A 17,812-nucleotide genomic window follows, 5' to 3' on the forward strand; every position below is an offset into this window, starting at 1 on the left:
TTATGCAACTGATTTTAAAGTTAATTGAAAATCTAATTTTTTCAAATTTTGAATTAAATCTTTTTTGTCTCCTTCCTTAAGTAAAGATAACGGAGGTAAAATATTTTCTAATAATTTATCAGACTGACTTAGATAAGCATGAAGCCCTGTAATGGTATTATATTTATCAAACAATTTTCTTATATTATGTAATTTTTCATTAACTGTTTGTTCTTTTTTTGAAAGGAAATCATCATAAACCTTTCTTGATAAAGAAGCTGAAACATTTGCATTTGCTGTTATTATTCCTGCATAACCAAATTTAAGACCTTCTAATAAATTAAGCTCTGTTCCTAAAAAATAAGAAAAATTATCAATTTTAATTTTTTTGAATAAATTTCCTGTAGTGTCTTTGATACCAACTATTTGATCAGGAAATTGTTTTTTAAGGTCTCTTACTAAATTTTCATTAAATTTGAAACCACAAAGAGCTTCGAAATTATACAAAATTATTTTTGATGTTGGAACTGATTCAATTATTTTTTCGTAAAACTTTTTTACCCCTAATTCATCATAAGAATAAAATGCGGGTGGCATTACTAAAAAATTATTAAAGTTTAAAGAACAAGAGGTTTTCATAAAATTGATTATTTCAATTAATGAATTCAATCCTGTTCCTATTATGAATTGGTCACTATATTTGCTTTTTGATAATTGATTAATCAGGCTAATTTTTTCCGAGACAGAAATATATTGTGCCTGACCAGTGCTACCAAACATCACAACTCCATGACATCCTTCATTAATAATATTTTCAGAATGTTCAATTGTTTTTTCAATATTTAAACTTAAATCATCATTAAATACTGAAATAGTTGCAGCAAATATTCCTCTTAATTCTGTCATAGTAATTTATATATAATAATTATAATAAATATTTCATTAGTATGAAAACAGGAATTTTTCTCAGCTATAAAGGGATTGGAGCTAATTTGCTTCATTTAAGCTATTGCCATCAAATTGCAGAAAGGTTTGGTCCTGTTACAATTATAACCCTATGTTCTAAATTAGATAAAATTTTTGAAACAGATCCTAAAATTAAAGAAGTTATATATTTAGATAAGTATCATAAAAAATTTTTGGATATTTTAAATCTCTCAGCTTTTTTCAAAAATTTAAAATTGGATAATATTTTCATTTTTTATCCAAGCGTAAGATATTTTCTTGCATGTAAAATTTCTGGTATTAAACATATTTATCAATATCCCTTATTTAAGAAGAAAAACTTGCACTTAGTAAAAACAGCTAAGAGATTTACTGAAAAAATATTGAAAATAGAAAATTGTCCTACTGAAACAAAATTCAATGTCGATGAGAAAAAGCTTAAAAATTATAAAATTGAAAATAAAAAGATAATTATTCTTGGTATTGGTTCATCAGGGCCTACAACCAAGTGGGGTTATAAAAATTATTTATCTCTTATAAAAAAATTTGAAAATTTAGAATCTAAATTTCATTATTTTTTATTATGTGGTCCAGATGAAAGTGATGCTGCTGATGAAATTATAAAAGGACTAAATATTCCCAATTGTAAATCTTTGGCCAATGAGAATATTTCAGAAGTAATTTATTATATTTCATCAAGTAATTTATTTATTGGCAATGACTCTTTTGGTCATCATATAGCTTCACAAAGAAAAATTCCAAGTTTTATAATTATGCTTGATACACCTGAGGCTTATACAAGCTATAGTAAATTTCAAAATAGAATTATTCCTCAAAATATCTCTATTGATAAAATTACTCATGATACAAGATTAGATCCCAATTTAATAGGTGTAGATGATGTCTTTAACTCTATTAAACAATTTATTTAATATCTCTTAATACAATTTCTTTAGCTTCATTAACAATCGATGATAGCCTTGAGGTTTCAGGAGATACATCTGGATGTATTTTTTTTTGAATTTTTACATAAGCTTTATTGACGTCTTCATTGGTAATTTTTTTATTCTTATCTAAGTTAAGAATTTTATAAGCTTCGGCAACAGACATGGTTGTATTATTTGTTGCATTCGCTTGACCAAAGTTAAATCTACCAGAGCTTCTCAAAGTTTGAATAAGTCTAAATAATGAAAATAATTGAAATAAAGATAAACCTTTTAACTTCATTAAACCCAAACTAATTAGTGTTAAAGGTAAAGATAATAAAAACTTTCCTCCAATAGCAAATAAGATAGCTAAAATTACTGATCCAAAAATAATTAGGATCCTAAGACTTTTTGATATTTTTTTTGGCGAAATATTAGTTAGAAATTTGAGAATAAAGTAGAATAACGTCAAAATTACTACTGTATAAATTACTATATTCATGTATCTCGTTTCAAAATGAAAATACCATATCTTAAAAAAAAACCAGAATTAAAATCATGTCATAATGTTACATGGGAAGACAATTATAGCTGGATACATCAAGAAAATATTTTGGAAGTTTTAAAAGATAAAAATAAACTTGATCAAGAAGTTAAAGAATATCTAGAAAATGAAAATATTTATGCAGACCATCATCTTAAAGATACAAAAGATTTACAAAAAACTTTATTTAATGAAATTAAAGGACGAATTAAATTAGATGATGAGTCTCTTCCATACAAAGATCATACTTATGAGTATTGGACTAAAACTACTACAAAAGGAAATTACTCCATTAAATTGAGAAAAAAAATTAACTCTTCAATAGTTGAAGAAATTTGGAATGGTGATCAGGAAAAAGAAAAATTAGGTGTTGAATATTTTGGTGTTGGCGATTTAGAAGTTAGCTTTAATGATAAATATCTGGGTTATTCATTAGATACAAAAGGATCAGAATACTATTCAATATTTATAAGAGATATTCAAAGTAAAAAAATAATTTCACCAGAAATTAAAGATACTTCTGGAAGTATTACTTTTAGCTTAGATGACAAATATATTTTTTATTCAAAACTAGACGATAACCATAGAGCAAGAACAATATATCGACATAAACTTGGATCTAAAGTTGAAGAAGATGAGTTAATTTTCAATGAAAAAAGTGATGCTTTTACTGTAAGTATAAGTTTAAGTTCAGATGAGAAATATTTTTTTATCTCTACATCAGACCATAACACATCTGAGCAATATTATTTTAAGTCAGATGAAGAAAAACCAAAACCCAAACTTATCAAAGAGAGAAAAAAAGGCGTTTTATATTCTGTAAATTCTTGGGATAATAAATTTTATAATCATACAAATGAGAATGCAGAAGATTTTAAAGTTGAAATTTCAAATAATCTAGAAAAGCAAAAGTGGACAGATTTTATTCCACCTAAAGAAGAGGTCTTAATTGGAGGATGTACTTTTTTAAATAATTGGATTTTAAGATCAGAAACATCAAATGCATTAGATAAAATCTTTGTTAAAAATATTAAAACAGGTTTAGAAGAAGAGCTGATTTTTTCAGAAGAAACTGTAACTGTTCCTGGAGTATCTTTAATGCAGAGAGATAAAAATACAGATACTGTTTATCTGAGTTATTCTTCACCAAAAACACCTTCGAGAGTTTATAGCTATAACCTTCAAACTAAAGAAAAAGCTCTTGTTAAGGAACAGGAAATTCCATCAGGTCATAATCCTGACGATTATATGGTAGAAAGAATAGAATATAAGTCTCATGATGGAAGATTGGTTCCTCTTACAATTACAAGACATAAAAATACAAAATTAGATGGTTCAGCTAATTTGTTATTATACGGATATGGATCTTATGGAAGTTCTATGAATCCAATATTTTCATCTACCAGACTAAGTTTGATTAACAGAAATATTATTTGGGCTACTGCACATATTAGAGGAGGTATGGAAAAAGGTATGAAGTGGTGGAAAGAAGGTAAACTTTTAAATAAAAAAAATACTTTTGAAGATTACATCTACGCTGCAAAACATTTGATTGATAATAAATATACTTCTAAAAAAAAAATAATTGGTATGGGTGGTTCTGCTGGTGGTTTATTGATGGGAGCAGTTGTTAATAGTGCTCCTGAATTATTTTTAGGAATAATAATGGCTGTTCCTTTTGTGGACTCATTAACTACAAATCTAGATCATTCATTACCACTTACAATAGGTGAATTTGATGAATTTGGTAATGCTAAAGATATTAAAGAACATTTTGATTATATTTATTCTTACGCACCTTATAACAATATAAAAAAAATGGATTACCCACATATTTTAATTACAACAAGCTTAAGTGATAATAGGGTATTATTTGATGAGCCTGCAAAGTTTACTGCAAAATTAAGAGACTATAAAACTGATAATAATTTATTACTTTTAAAAACAGAAATGAACGCTGGTCATGGCGGTAAATCTGGTAGAGATGGAGCAATAGAAGAAATCGCAGTTGACTATGCTTTTGCCTTAAAAATTTCAAATAAAATATAATACACTATTGAAATAGAAAGTTTCGTACCTATGTAAGCTTAGTAAGTCGCCTAATGGGGCTTGCCAAATAACTTGCTTAATAAAAGGAGGAAACTATGACAAGTAAGGATCTATCTATATTTAACTCACTAAGACCGTTTTCAATTGGATTTGACGATATGTTTGATCAATTTGAAAATATGTTGGGTAATGGAAGTTTGACAATGCAATCAAACTACCCACCTTATAACATCAGAAGAACTGGAAAAGACAACTATGCTATTGAGGTTGCTTTAGCTGGTTTTAACAAAAATGATGTGGAAGTTGAGTTTGAGGATAATTTATTAACTGTAAGAACAAAACAAGTTAATAAATCTGAAGATAAAACTGTGGATGGGGAGATTATTCATAAAGGAATATCTCAAAGACAATTTGCAAGATCATTTACAATTGCTGATGATGTAAAAGTAAATGGTGCAGAGCTTAAAGATGGTCTTTTGACAATTTCTTGTGAAAGAATTGTACCTGAACATAAGAAGAAAAAACTTATAGAAATAAAGTAAATAACCTTACTTGCGGAGATTTTATCTCCGCAAGTTTGATCAAAAACACCCTTTCGAAATAAAACCAATTACAATTTCGTTTCCATCAACCTCAAATTTTCGTTCACAAGGAATCCCGTACTTTTTAGTTTTATAAATCATTACTTTATTTCCACTTTCATTTAAGAAATCTTCATCTGAAATACCTAGCTCTGATTTTAAATTTGAAACAGGCTTGCCAATAAATGTACTTAGCTTTTCATTTTCTTTCTTTACAATTTCGTCTGTTTTTTCTTTGACTGTTTGACATCCAATTAAAAAATTAAAAATTAAGAAAAATAAAATAAACTTGTTCATAACATATAAATATCATTAAAATTTATGCTTAATATAAACTTGTGAGTTGAATTATGTGAATAAATTTTAGTTTTAATAAGTAATTTATTAAAGAATCACTTACTTATGAATTTTAGGAGGAAAAATGCTTAATAATTATTTTAATTATAAAAAACACAAAACTGATTTTAAAACAGAAGTAATTGCAGGAACTACCACATTTTTAACAATGGCATATATTATGTTTTTAAATCCGTTTATCTTGTCAGGTGAATTTGCGGGACCAGAAAAAGGATTTTTTGATTTTGGTGCAGTTTATACAGCAACTATCTTAGCTACTGCTCTTGCTTGTTTCATTATGGCATTCTATGGAAAAACTTGGCCAATTGGTTTGGCACCAGGAATGGGAATTAATGCTTTTGTTGCTTTTGGGGTATGTGCCGGAATGGGATACACTCCTCAAGAAGCATTAGGCGCTGTATTAGTTGCAGGAGTATTATTCTTAATCATTTCGCTTACACCAATAAGAGCATGGTTAATCAATTCTATACCAAGAAGTTTAAAATTAGGAATTGGTGCTGGAATTGGATTATTTTTAGCAATTATAGGGTTACAAATAATGGAAGTTGTAGTTGATGATCCTGTAACATTAGTAAAACTTGGAAATTTAGGTGACCCAATTGTTCTACTTGGATGCGCAACATTTATTGCAATAATTGTTTTAGAGAAAATGAATGTTAAAGGAAATATCATTATTGGTATATTAGCTTTTAGTATCATTGCATGGGCATCAGGTCTTGCTAAATTTAATGGTTTAGTAAGTTCGCCCCCACCAATGACATATTTGTTTGAGTTTGATTTATCAGCTGCAATGACTGCTGGTATGTCGACAGTTATATTCACTTTATTGTTTATTGATTTTTTTGATACAGCCGGAACTCTAACTTCTGTAGCAAATGTAGCAGGTAAAGTTGATAAACAAGGAAAAGTCCAAGATATTAATAAAGCAATGTTATCTGACAGTGTAGGTACTGTAGCTGGAGCAATGATGGGTACTACTACAGTAACTAGTTATGTTGAATCGGGAGCAGGTGTAAAAGCTGGTGGAAAAACTGGTATGACCTCGCTAGTTATTGGTTTGTTATTTTTAGCATGTATATTTTTTGCTCCATTAGCAACAAGTTTACCAAAACAAATTGACGGTGCTGCTTTATTGTTTGTTTCAGTTTTATTTGTAAGAAATATTACAGATATAGAATGGAATGATATTGCAGAGTCTGCGCCAGCAATTCTTGCGATGATAGCAATGCCTTTAACTTATAGTATCAGTAATGGTATAGCTTTAGCTTTTGTTTCTTATGCATTAATCAAATTATTTACAGGGAAGTTTTCTTCAACTTCTCCAGCAATTTGGGTAATTGCAATTTTAAGTTTGATAAGCTTTATCGTAGGCTAAATTTTTTCAGGGCTGGTTTTTTTACTAGCCCTGATTATTTTTTTTAATTATATCCTCAATATTTAATTCTTCATAATGTTCAGTGGGTTGAACAATCCAAGGATCTGAATCTAATTTTACTGGACAAAAATCAGGTTCAAAAGTCGAAGATTTTTTCTTCCATAAACAAGCTGTTTTTATTTCTTGAATATGATTTTTTGTAGGTTCGTAATTTTTCAACCATTCAATACTTTTGTTTAAAGTTAAACCTGTGTCAGATAAATCATCAATTAATAATACTTTTTTAAAATCATCTTCTTTAGCTAATGAGCTTATTTCCCTTGCAAACATTAGCTCTCCTTGTTTATCTTCCATGCCATCACCTGAATAACTTTGAATAACAATATAGGCTATTGGTAATTTTAATATTCGAGATAAAATATCTAATATAGGTGCTGCACCTCTCATAATGCCTACTAGAACAGTAGGTTTAAATTTTTTATGTATTTCTATTGCAAGTTTTTCTACTATTTTATTGTAATCTTCAAAAGAAATAATTAATTTTTCAGCCATAAAATTTAATATCATAATAATCTATTTTTAAAAGGAGTATTAATGAAAGGTTACGTTGTTTGCGTTTATGAAAAAATAAATGATCAAGAAATATTAAAAAAATATGCTGTGAAAGCCAAAGATGCAGTTGATAAATTCAAGGGTAAATTTTTAGTTAGAGGTGGAAATAAAGTAACAACTGAGGGAAAAGAATTTATAAGAACAGTTGTAATAGAATTTGAATCATTTGAGATGACAAAAAAATTTTTTTACTCAGAGGAATATCAAGCAGCACATGCAATCCTTGGAGATAGCGTGATTAGAAACCATCAAATTATCGAAGGTGCTTAATATTGTATTGGCTCAGGATCAATACTTCTCCATAGATACCAGGTAGCAACTGAGCAAAAAGGGGTAAATCTTTTGTTTAACAAATTTACAAACTTTTCTGGTGGAAGATATTTTTTGTTATAATTTTTTGAAATAGCTCTCAGCAAGCCTATGTCTTGAATCGGCCAAATATTAGGTCTATTAAAAGTGAATAGCAATATCATTTCAGCTGACCATCTGCCTATTTGTCTTAATTGTGATAAATACTCTATTGCTTCTTCATCATTCATTTTTGCAATTAATTTTGGATTAAAAGATTTATCAATCATTTGTTTGGATAAACTTTTTATACCCAATATCTTTTGTCTACTTAAACCACATTTTCGAAGTTGAGTATTTGTTAATTTAGATATTACTTTCGGATTTATTTTTCCTTTACAAGTTTTTTTAAATTTTAAAAAAACTGAATTTGCTGCAGCGACACTAATCTGCTGACCAATAATACTTTTACAAAGTGAAAAAAATACATCTTTTCGAGATGTCAAAACTACCTCTGAAGGGGATTTATAAGATTTAATCAATTTTCCCATAACCTTATCTTTTTTTGAAAGATATCTTTTAGCTTCTGTCCAATACTTAGGTTTTTTAGTCATTTAAAGTTTTAGATGAAATAGTTTTTTTTTTGTAAATTTCTCTTCGAAAAATGATCAATGTAGAAATAATAACTAAAGCTGCACCAAATAAACTTTTTATTGTTGGTATTTCATCCCAAATTAAATATCCAAAAATTATAGCGAAAACTAAGGCTAAATATTTTAAAGGTGTAACAAGAGATACTTCAGAATATTTGTATGACTGACTTAACCATAAATTAGCAACCCCACCAAAAATTCCAATCATTGCTAAAATCATAAAATCTTTTGTCGAAGGCATAATCCAACCTAATGGCAAAGAAAATAAGCTTAAAAGAGTAATAGAAATAGAAAAATATAATGAAATTAACCAGACAGGTTCAGTGGTTGATAATTTTCTAATTGTAATAGCAACATAAGATAATCCAATACAAAAAATTATAGGAAAAATATAAAAAATATTTAAAGAAGAAATGCCAGGCTCAGTTATAATTAATATACCTATAAATCCTACAATCACAGCAAGCCATCTATAAACCCCCACTTTTTCATTGAGTAAAAAAATAGAAAAAATTGTTGTAAATATTGGAGCCGCAAAAGAAATACTGACCACTGTAGCTAGTGGTAAACTTCTTAAAGCAATAAAAATTGCAACTAATGCAATCAAACCAGAAAATGATCTTAAAAAATGTAATCCTGCTCTTTTGGTGTAATAAAAGTTATGCAATCTTTCTTTTGGAATGATTAAAAAATAAAATAACACACCGAAAAATCCTCTAAAGAATAAAACTTGACCTAACGGATAATGCTCAGACCATTTTACAATTAAATCCATTATTGAAAATGCACAAATGGACATAAACATGTATAAAAATCCTAATTGATTTTTAGTGAGCATAATAATAACTTGTAATTCAATTTAAGGTTTAATCAATGGAAATAGCAGTTTTAGCACTTGGTTGTTTTTGGGGTCCTGAAAAAAAATTTAGTCAGATAGATGGGATAACTAAAACAGAAGTTGGATATTGTGGCGGAAATAATTCAACAACTAATTACAGAGAAGTTTGTAGTGGATCAACAGGTCATGCAGAAGTGGTAAAAATAGAATATGATCCAAATAAGATTGAATACAAAAATATATTAGAAATTTTTTTTGATATTCATGATCCCACAACTTTAAATTCACAAGGGCCTGACTTTGGCACACAATATAGAAGTGAAATATTTTACGACAATAACGAGCAAAAAAAAATTGCGCAGGAAGTTTTAGAGAAAGTAAACAGTCAATTAAATGGAAAAGTCGTAACAAAAATTTCAAAAATTAATAATTATTGTAAAGCAGAAGAGTATCATCAAAATTATTTAGATAAAAACTAATGCCTCTGGTTACAACAACCTACTTACAAGAAAATCAAAATAAATTAAAAATCATTGACTGCTCATGGCACATGCCAAATGTAAATAGAAATTCTGAAAACGAATATAAACTAAAACATATTCCTAATAGTATCTTTTTTGACTTAGATAGAAATTCAAGAACAGATATTGATTTGCCACATATGTTAGTAGATTCAAAAACATGGGAAAACATAATTTCAAATTTAGGAATTAATAATGATGATGAGATTGTTATTTATGATAATTCAGATGTGATAAGTTCATGCAGATGTTGGTATAACTTTATATATTATGGACACGATATTAATTTAGTTAATGTTTTAGATGGTGGATTAAAAAAATGGATATTAGAAAATAAAGAAATTACGTCAGAGGTAACTAAAATAACTAAAACTAATTATAAGGCTACATCTAGAACAGATTTAGTAAAAGATAAAAAACAAATTGATGATAACATAACCCAAAATAAATTCTCTGTGATTGATGCTAGAAGCAAAGATAGGTTTGAAGGAAAAGTAAGTGAACCTAGACCTGGATTAAGAAAAGGTTCAATTCCTAATTCTCAATGTATACCGTTTAATCAAGTATTAAATGAGGATAAAACCTTTAAGAACAAATCTGATTTGGAACAACTATTTAATTCTAATTTAAATGATTTAAAAAATGATAGTGTAGTATTTTCCTGTGGTTCAGGTGTAACAGCTTGTGTTTTAGCTTTTGCATATTATCTAATAAGTGATAAATATGAGCCCAAAATTTATGACGGCTCTTGGGCTGAATACGGAAAAATTTAATGAAAAGAAAAAATAAAATTATTTTAGCAGTATTTACATTTTTTTTAATAATCGCAATCGTGATCATTGGCAGAACCATGATTGGTAATCATTTCAAAAAGAAATTCAGCAAAAGACCTCCCCCAGGAATTATTGTTACTGAGGTAACAAATAAACAATTTTATGAAAGCATTGATACATTTGGGACTGCTGTATCAAATAAGACTAAATCATTTAGAATTAAAAAAAACGAACTTCAGGGTGAATTAAAATTAAATAGTTTTATTAAAAAAGGAGAGACTATTGTTAAATTAAATGACAGAAATATAATTGCACCATTCGATGGTGTTTTGGGTTACACGGGTTTAACTGAAGACATTCTTGTTTCTGATAGTACAATTATTATTACCTTAGATGATAATTCTATAATTTATTCTGATATTAAAATTCCTGAAAATTATTCAGCCTTGATTAAAAAAGATTTACCAATTGAGGCAAGAGTATCTAGCTACAAAGATAAAGTTTTTAATGGAACTATAGATTTTGTTTCAAGTAGAATTAACGCTGATACTAGAAGCTTGTTATCAAGAGTAAGAATTGAAAATAATGAATTGAGTTTAATGTCTGGTTCACTTTTAGAGGTAAATGTTAAAGTGAATTCAAGAGATGGCATAAGTATCCCTGATACCAGCATAATAATGGAAGGTGAGAAATCTTATGTTTATAAAATTTCTAAAGAAAATGTTGCAGAAAAAACTGAAGTTAAAATTGGAGCTAGAAAAAGTGGAGATGTAGAAATTTTATCAGGGTTAAATGTTGGAGACATAGTTGCAGCAGAAGGTCTTAAAAAAATAAGACCAATGGGTAAAATTAAACCTATTAATAAATAAATGTATATAACTGAATTAAGTATAAAGAGACCTACAGTATCATGGGTAATGTCCTTAATACTAATAATCTTTGGATTATTTGTATTTTGGAAACTGCCGGTGAGAGAATTACCTGATGGTATTCAGCCGCCTGTTGTTCAAATACAGGTGGATTATAAGTCAGCAGCTTCAGATATAGTTGATCAAGAAGTAACACAAGTTATTGAGGACGTTATTGGTGGTGCAGAAGGAATTAAAAATATCGACTCCAAATCAGAAAATGGAAGAAGTACAATTAATGTAGAATTCGATACCAGTATTGATCTCGATAATGCAGCAAACGATATCAGGGAAAGAGTTGCAAGAGTAGTAGACAATCTGCCTTCAGAATCAGACCCACCTCAAATCCTTAAAAGAGCAGCAGGGTTTACCACTACAATGTGGCTTGCATTATCATCCAAAACTTGGACTGATCTAGAACTTGGGGATTATGCTGAAAGATTTTTAGTTGATACTTTTTCAAGTGTTAAAAACGTGGGTAGAATTAGAGTTGGTGGTTTACGAGAATTAAGTATTAGAGTATGGGTTGATCCAATAAAATTAGCTGCCAATGATCTTACAATTCAAGAGTTTGAAAACGCATTAAGAAAAGAAAATATTAGATTACCAGCTGGAACATTGGAGGCTGCAAATATAGACTTAACGTTAAATTTGGATAAATCGTACAATGACATTGATACGATTAAACAACTACCAATCAAAAAAACACCAAATAAAATTGTTTTACTATCGGATATTGCAAATGTTGAATTTGGACCTGTTTCTGAAAAGACATTATTTAAAGCTCAAACTAAGGATCAGCTTAACCTAAAGACAGTTGGTATTGGTATTTATGCCAGAAGTGGTGCATCTACAGTTGAACTTTCTGATCAAATTAAAGAAAAAATTAAAGAGGTAAAAAAATCATTACCTAATGACCTAAACTTAGAAATAGCATTTAATAGAGCTAACTATGTGGAAGCTGCCATTGAAGAGGTATACAAAACATTAATAATAGCTTTCATTTTAGTTGTAATAATTATTTATTTATTTTTAGGTAATTTGAAGGCTGTGATTGTGCCAGCTATTGCTTTACCAGTTAGTTTGATTGCTTCATTCCTCGGTTTATATTTATTTGGTCTTTCAATTAATATCTTTGTATTATTAAGTTTTATACTCGCCATAGGAATTATTACTGATGACTCGGTAATTATGACTGATGCGATCTATAGAAGAATAGAGAATGGAGAAACTCCACTAGTAGCTGCTTACAAAGGATCTAAACAAATCTCATTTGCAATTATAGCAACAACTTTAATATTAATAGCTGTCTTTTTGCCATTAATATTTATAGACGGAATTTCAGGCTCTCTATTTAGAGAAACAGCTATCGCACTATCATTTTCAATAGTTATATCTTCATTTGTAGCTTTAACTCTATCGCCTATGTTAGCTAGCAAATTTTTAAATAAACGTTCTGATAAAAATGCTTTTTTGAAAAAGTTTGAAAAAATTTTTCAAACATGCGCAAATTTTTATGGAGATACTCTTAATATTTTGTTGAATAAAACAAGAATAGTTTCTCTATTTATAATTTTTATTGTTTTCGTATCCATAGGATTATTTTCATTTGCTAAAAAAGAGCTATTACCATTAGAAGATAGAGGTGCATATTTAGTTATTGGGTTTACTGATGAAGGCAGCTCTTTTGAATATACACAAGAAAAAGCACAAGAAGTTGAGAAAAGATTGATACCTCTTCTTCAAGCAGAAGATAGCCCATATTCAAGATTTATAATGAGAGTTCCAGGTTTTGGTAGTTCGGCAAATTCTTACAATAGCTTTATTATCATTGCTTTATTAGATGATTGGAAAAATAGAAGCAAAAATTCACAAACTGTAATGAGGCAAGCTATTGGAAAAATAGTAACTGTTCCTCAAGCAGTAGCATTTCCAATTTCTCCTCAATCTATAAGAGTATCTAATTATAATAAACCAGTTCAAATGGTTATTTATGGATCAACTTACGATGAACTAGAAAATATTCAAAATCTGGTGATCAGAAAATTAAGATCCAACAAAAATCTCTCAAGAATTGAGTCTGATTACAATAGAAATAAACCAGAGGTAAAATTAATTATCAATAAAAATAAAGCTAAAGATCTTGGAATATCTACTCAATCAATTGGAAAAACTCTTGAAACATTATATGGCGGAAAAAGAGTTACAACGTTTAATAGATTAGGAAAAGAGTATCCAATAATAATTCAACAATATTTAACAGATAGAAGAGATAAGGATGGCATATCAAAAATTTTTGTTAGATCAGAGACAAATGGTAAATTAATTTCACTTGCTAACTTAGTTAATTTTAAACAAGAAGGTGCTGCGAAAGAGCTAGCTCGATATAACAGACAACGAGCGGTGACTATTTCTGCTAATATTAGTGAAAACTATACATTAACTGAAGCAATTAACTACTTTGAAAATGTTATGACTGAAGTTGCTCCTCAAAATCAAATCACATGGAAAGGCAAATCAGAAGAGGTAAAAGAGACTAGTAATGAATTATTTTTAATATTTGCTTTAGCTTTATTGACCGCTTATCTAGTTATGGCAGCAACATTTAATTCGTTTATTCATCCTTTTATTATTGTTTTAACTGTGCCTTTGGCAATATTTGGCGGCTTAATATTTATTTTATTTTTAAATAGCTCAATAAATATTTTTTCACAAATTGCTCTAATTATACTGATAGGTATCTCTACAAAAAACAGCATATTGATAGTTGATTACGCAAATCAAATAAGAACAACTGGTAAAAATATTGAGACAGCTGTTAAAGATGCTTGTAGTGTAAGATTTAGACCAATTATAATGACATCATTGAGCACTATGATTGCAATGATTCCTTTAGTTATTGGAAATATAGGCCCTGGCGCAGGTGAAGGCTCTAGGTTAGCAGTAGGCTCAACAATACTTGGTGGTATGATTATTTCAACTTTCTTTACATTATATGTAACACCAACAATGTATTTAGCTTTAGCTAAAAATACTAAGAGAATAGATGCAGTTGATTTAGAATTAAAAAATCAGTTATCTAAAAAATAATATATTTATTTCTGTTTAACTTATTAGAACATTTAGCAAGTTGTTTTCGATAAATTTTTGATTGTTTTTCTACTTTTTTTGCAAGCCCAATTACTTTTTTATTTTTTTTGTAGTGTTTATAATTTCCCCAACCCTCATGATAAGCGAGATACTGTTTAAAAGCGTCTTTTTTTGAAATTTTTAATATTTGAGAAGACTTAGTCGTATACCAACCAATAAAATCAACACTGTCTTTAAATAAAATTCTTGAAGCTAATTTATTACCAGTCTCCTCTTTGTATTGTTTCCAAGTACCTTTTACTGCTTGAGAATAGCCTAGCGAGCTTGATGGTCTTTTGTAAGGGATTACTTTAAATATTTTTTGTCTCTCAGGCCTTGCTAACCAATCAAAATCAGATTCCATTCTTATAATCGCTAATTGAATATAAATCGGTGTACCCCATTTTTTTTCAGTTTTTTTTGCAAATTTATACCAAAGATATCTCTCATCGAATATTGAACATCCATCTGCAGTATTAGATGGAATAGAAGAACACGATGTAAGTATAATTAACGATAAAAAAATAAAAATTTTATTTAAATTTTGCATAAATTTTGATTAGTAAAAGTAGAATAGATGCCGAAATCACACCGTATAAATTTCCAAATAAGTCTTCATATTGAAAAGTTCTATTTGGCACAACATAATGTAAATATTCAATTATAACTGATAATATAATTATATAAATAATTATAAAAATAAGATTTTTAGAAAACCAATAACTAAAAAAACCTAAGAAACTTAAAACAAAAAAAGCGTAAAAGTGGTTAGATGAAATATTAAAAAAATCAGGAGTTACTTGTGGTTGTGTTCCACAATCTTCATATATAATACACCCCAATAAACTGCCAGGAAATAAATATAAAATAATTAAAATAAAATTTGAGCTTGCAAAAATTATTTTATATTTTGAAAAAAAATGAATCATCTATAGTAACTATTTTTTAACAAAATTTTAAATAATTTAAACTTATGAGTTCAATTATATTAATCAGACATGGTCAAAGTGTTTGGAATCTTGAAAATAGATTTACAGGATGGGTAGATGTTGACATTACAGAAAAAGGTGAAGAAGAAGCAAAAAAAGCTGGAAATTTGTTGTTAGAAGAAAAACTTAATATTGATTATTATTTCACTTCTTTTCAATTACGGGCAAAAAGAACGTTATCAATAATAAAAGAAATTTTAAACGACAATAAAGAAGTTCAGGAATTTTGGGAACTTAATGAAAGACATTATGGTGCATTAACAGGTTTAAATAAAGATGAAATGAAAGCAAAACTTGGAGAACAAAAAGTTCATGAATTTCGAAGATCTTGGAACTTGAGACCAGATAAACTTGACCAAAATAATTCACATCATCCAAGAAATTTAGACATCTATAAAGATATTCCTGAAGATTTAATTCCTGATACAGAATCTTTAGAGGATACCTATAATCGAGTAATAAAAATTTATGACAAGCATATAAGACAATTAATTAAAAAAAATAATGTACTAATTTCTGCACACGGTAATTCAATTAGAGCTTTGTGTAAGTTCTTATTTAAATTAGATGAAAATCAAATTTCAAAATTAGAAATTCCTACAGGAAATCCTCTGTATATAAGATTTGATAATAATCAAAATATATCTGAATGCAGATATTTGGATAATGAGCGTGCTAAAGACCTTGTAGTTTTTTAAAAATATCTAAATTAGTTACGTGTAAAAATTTTTTTTTACTTTCATATCCATATAATTGATTTTTCTTAATGAAATCATTCCATATATTTCTTATTGAAAAAGTTTCTACACTCAAATTTTTAAATGAATTTTTATTTAAAATTTGACATCCTGTATAAATAAAATTGTTAACATTATTTTTTGAAATTAAATTTTCATTGAGACTAAAATCGCCTTTTAAATTTTCATCAAAACTCAGGCGCTGATCTACTAACATTAAAATATTATTTAATTTTTTTTCGAAATAAAAATTTTCCATTTGTTTCAACTCAATTAGGTAATCTTTACTCCATAAAGTATCTGGATTAAAAATAAAGAAATCCTCTGATGATGATGCATTCATCAAATTTAATATGCCGCCTCCTGTGTCGAGGATTTTATCCCCATCTTCAATGATGGAAATCTTAGCTTTAAAATTATTATTTTTTATATAACTTTTAATCTCATCTTGAAGGTAAAAAGTATTTAATAAAATATGATTTATGTTTAAACTTTCGATTAAGTTTATGCATCTGTGAAGCAATGGTAAGTCATTGATTTTTAAAAGTGGTTTAGGCGTAACATCTGTTAAAGGCTTTACTCGTTTACCATATCCAGCACAAAGAATTAATGCAGTTTCAATTTTCATTTTATTTGTTTTGGAAAATAGTCACTTAGTAATTCATTAAGCTTTTTTAAATTAATATTTTGCTTAACTCTTAGTTCAATTAATTTCCAAGTATATGGTATCATTGTAAGATAATTATACTTTTTATCTCTTACAGCTAATCTTGTAAATATTCCTATTATTTTTAAATTTCTTAGAACTGATAAGATTTCGAAATCATTCTTCAAATTAAGAAAATTTATTTTTTTGTTTTTTTTTAAAAAATAATCAAAAATTTTATTCTTTGTTTTTATAGATGTTTTGAATCTCACATCATCAATAATTGAAGCTAAATCATAGGCTTGATTACCAATCAATGCATCTTGGCTATCAATTATTGAAGTCTTATCTTTATTTAAAATAATATTTGAAACGTGAAAATCTCTATGAACAAATGTATTATTTTTTAATTTTAATTTGCTAATTAATTTTTTTATTTCACCTTTTATCTTTTTATTAAATAAATCTTTTTTATTTTTTTTTAAGTTTGATGGGACATACCATTTGCAAAAAAGTTCAGCCTCTTCAAATAAAGTTTTCTTGTTATACTCTGGCACATTATAAGTTTTGCCTTTAAAATTTTTAATTTTTCTATCTTTAATTTTTTGGATTTTTGATAATAAATCAATTGCCTGTTTGAAATATTTTAAATCTTTAGAATTATTTTTCAAAAAGTTAAAAATTGTTTTCTCACCTAAATCTTCTATTTCAATATAATTCAGCTCATAATTCTCATTTATTAATTTTGGAGCTTTAACATTATTTCTATTCAAAATTTTATTGATACAATCATATACAAGTAAATTTTGTTCTTTTTCTTTATCTGCATAAACAATGATTGAATTTTTTTTATAAAATGATTTTCTATAAAATTGTCTAAAGGATGCGTCTCCTTTAATTTTTTTTAATCTATATTTTTTAAGAGACATTCTTTATTAAATTTTCATAATTTAATTCTCTAC

General features: G+C 27.7%; 20 protein-coding genes. 10 read left to right on the forward strand and 10 right to left on the reverse strand.

What is annotated here, in order from left to right:
* Positions 1-885 (reverse strand): dihydrodipicolinate synthase family protein, encoded by an 885-nt coding sequence (locus ACTT90_RS06020; RefSeq protein WP_440937875.1) that lies wholly within the window; start codon positions 883-885, stop codon positions 1-3.
* Positions 886-926: 41 nt separating this feature from the next.
* On the opposite strand from ACTT90_RS06020, the gene ACTT90_RS06025 reads away from it, so the two are divergent.
* Positions 927-1,856, forward strand: coding sequence for a glycosyltransferase family 9 protein (locus ACTT90_RS06025; RefSeq protein WP_440937876.1), 930 nt, complete (start codon positions 927-929; stop codon positions 1,854-1,856).
* Here the strand turns inward: ACTT90_RS06025 and ACTT90_RS06030 are convergent.
* Entirely contained in the window at positions 1,849-2,352 is a 504-nt protein-coding gene (locus ACTT90_RS06030) for a J domain-containing protein (RefSeq protein ID WP_440937877.1), read from the reverse strand. The genes ACTT90_RS06025 and ACTT90_RS06030 overlap by 8 nt on opposite strands.
* 15 nt (positions 2,353-2,367) lie before the next feature.
* On the opposite strand from ACTT90_RS06030, the gene ACTT90_RS06035 reads away from it, so the two are divergent.
* Together ACTT90_RS06035 and ACTT90_RS06040 are read left to right on the forward strand one after the other, a co-directional pair.
* A complete protein-coding gene (locus ACTT90_RS06035; protein ID WP_440937878.1) occupies positions 2,368-4,443 on the forward strand; it encodes a S9 family peptidase in 2,076 nt (691 codons plus the stop codon).
* Between the two features lie 95 nt (positions 4,444-4,538).
* Entirely contained in the window at positions 4,539-4,985 is a 447-nt protein-coding gene (locus ACTT90_RS06040; RefSeq protein WP_440930460.1) for an Hsp20 family protein, read from the forward strand.
* A 39-nt stretch (positions 4,986-5,024) separates the two neighbouring features.
* Here ACTT90_RS06040 and ACTT90_RS06045 read toward each other — a convergent pair whose 3' ends face one another.
* Complete coding sequence (locus ACTT90_RS06045; protein ID WP_440937879.1) at positions 5,025-5,321, reverse strand: hypothetical protein; 297 nt, start codon at positions 5,319-5,321, stop codon at positions 5,025-5,027.
* Between the two features lie 124 nt (positions 5,322-5,445).
* Between ACTT90_RS06045 and ACTT90_RS06050 the strand changes: the two genes are divergently transcribed.
* On the forward strand, positions 5,446-6,756 hold the full coding sequence (locus ACTT90_RS06050) for an NCS2 family permease (RefSeq protein ID WP_440937880.1): 1,311 nt from the start codon (positions 5,446-5,448) through the stop codon (positions 6,754-6,756).
* Positions 6,757-6,780: 24 nt separating this feature from the next.
* On the opposite strand, the gene ACTT90_RS06055 is transcribed toward ACTT90_RS06050, so the two are convergent.
* Positions 6,781-7,323 (reverse strand): phosphoribosyltransferase, encoded by a 543-nt coding sequence (locus ACTT90_RS06055; RefSeq protein ID WP_440937881.1) that lies wholly within the window; start codon positions 7,321-7,323, stop codon positions 6,781-6,783.
* Positions 7,324-7,350: 27 nt separating this feature from the next.
* Between ACTT90_RS06055 and ACTT90_RS06060 the strand changes: the two genes are divergently transcribed.
* Positions 7,351-7,638 (forward strand): DUF1330 domain-containing protein, encoded by a 288-nt coding sequence (locus ACTT90_RS06060; RefSeq protein WP_440930464.1) that lies wholly within the window; start codon positions 7,351-7,353, stop codon positions 7,636-7,638.
* Here ACTT90_RS06060 and ACTT90_RS06065 read toward each other — a convergent pair.
* Positions 7,635-8,270 carry a DNA-3-methyladenine glycosylase family protein gene (locus ACTT90_RS06065; protein ID WP_440937882.1) on the reverse strand — a complete coding sequence of 212 codons (636 nt, stop codon included), beginning with the start codon at positions 8,268-8,270 and terminating at the stop codon, positions 7,635-7,637. The genes ACTT90_RS06060 and ACTT90_RS06065 overlap by 4 nt on opposite strands.
* Positions 8,263-9,147, reverse strand: a complete 885-nt coding sequence (locus tag ACTT90_RS06070) for a DMT family transporter (protein ID WP_440937883.1) — start codon at positions 9,145-9,147, stop codon at positions 8,263-8,265. Before ACTT90_RS06070 ends, ACTT90_RS06065 begins: the two co-directional genes overlap by 8 nt.
* Positions 9,148-9,182: 35 nt before the next feature.
* Here ACTT90_RS06070 and msrA point away from each other — a divergent pair, with 35 nt between their 5' ends.
* Genes msrA through ACTT90_RS06090 form a run of 4 tightly spaced genes read left to right on the forward strand, consistent with a single transcriptional unit; the run spans position 9,183 to position 14,439 of the window.
* Positions 9,183-9,626: a peptide-methionine (S)-S-oxide reductase MsrA gene (gene msrA / locus ACTT90_RS06075; RefSeq protein ID WP_440937884.1), complete on the forward strand. Its 444-nt coding sequence runs from the start codon at positions 9,183-9,185 to the stop codon at positions 9,624-9,626.
* A complete protein-coding gene (locus tag ACTT90_RS06080; protein WP_440937885.1) occupies positions 9,626-10,441 on the forward strand; it encodes a sulfurtransferase in 816 nt (271 codons plus the stop codon). The genes msrA and ACTT90_RS06080 overlap by 1 nt, the downstream gene beginning before the upstream one ends.
* Positions 10,441-11,310 (forward strand): efflux RND transporter periplasmic adaptor subunit, encoded by an 870-nt coding sequence (locus tag ACTT90_RS06085; RefSeq protein ID WP_440937886.1) that lies wholly within the window; start codon positions 10,441-10,443, stop codon positions 11,308-11,310. Before ACTT90_RS06080 ends, ACTT90_RS06085 begins: the two co-directional genes overlap by 1 nt.
* Positions 11,311-14,439 (forward strand): efflux RND transporter permease subunit, encoded by a 3,129-nt coding sequence (locus ACTT90_RS06090; protein WP_440937887.1) that lies wholly within the window; start codon positions 11,311-11,313, stop codon positions 14,437-14,439.
* On the opposite strand, the gene ACTT90_RS06095 is transcribed toward ACTT90_RS06090, so the two are convergent.
* Both ACTT90_RS06095 and ACTT90_RS06100 read right to left on the reverse strand, forming a co-directional pair.
* The gene (locus ACTT90_RS06095) at positions 14,429-15,028 is read right to left on the reverse strand and encodes a transglycosylase SLT domain-containing protein (protein WP_440937888.1); all 600 of its coding nucleotides are present in this window, start codon (positions 15,026-15,028) and stop codon (positions 14,429-14,431) included. The two genes, ACTT90_RS06090 and ACTT90_RS06095, sit on opposite strands and share 11 nt — an antisense overlap.
* On the reverse strand, positions 15,012-15,407 hold the full coding sequence (locus ACTT90_RS06100) for a VanZ family protein (RefSeq protein WP_440937889.1): 396 nt from the start codon (positions 15,405-15,407) through the stop codon (positions 15,012-15,014). Before ACTT90_RS06100 ends, ACTT90_RS06095 begins: the two co-directional genes overlap by 17 nt.
* A 44-nt stretch (positions 15,408-15,451) precedes the next feature.
* On the opposite strand from ACTT90_RS06100, the gene ACTT90_RS06105 reads away from it, so the two are divergent.
* Positions 15,452-16,165, forward strand: coding sequence for a 2,3-bisphosphoglycerate-dependent phosphoglycerate mutase (locus ACTT90_RS06105; protein ID WP_440937890.1), 714 nt, complete (start codon positions 15,452-15,454; stop codon positions 16,163-16,165).
* Here ACTT90_RS06105 and ACTT90_RS06110 read toward each other — a convergent pair.
* Together ACTT90_RS06110 and ACTT90_RS06115 are read right to left on the reverse strand one after the other, a co-directional pair.
* Positions 16,143-16,832: a sugar phosphate nucleotidyltransferase gene (locus ACTT90_RS06110; RefSeq protein WP_440937891.1), complete on the reverse strand. Its 690-nt coding sequence runs from the start codon at positions 16,830-16,832 to the stop codon at positions 16,143-16,145. The two genes, ACTT90_RS06105 and ACTT90_RS06110, sit on opposite strands and share 23 nt — an antisense overlap.
* Positions 16,829-17,779, reverse strand: a complete 951-nt coding sequence (locus ACTT90_RS06115; RefSeq protein WP_440937892.1) for a phosphotransferase — start codon at positions 17,777-17,779, stop codon at positions 16,829-16,831. The genes ACTT90_RS06110 and ACTT90_RS06115 overlap by 4 nt, the downstream gene beginning before the upstream one ends.
* Positions 17,780-17,812 lie beyond the last annotated feature (33 nt).

Source organism: Candidatus Pelagibacter sp. (genome assembly GCF_052049935.1).
Taxonomy (GTDB): domain Bacteria; phylum Pseudomonadota; class Alphaproteobacteria; order Pelagibacterales; family Pelagibacteraceae; genus Pelagibacter.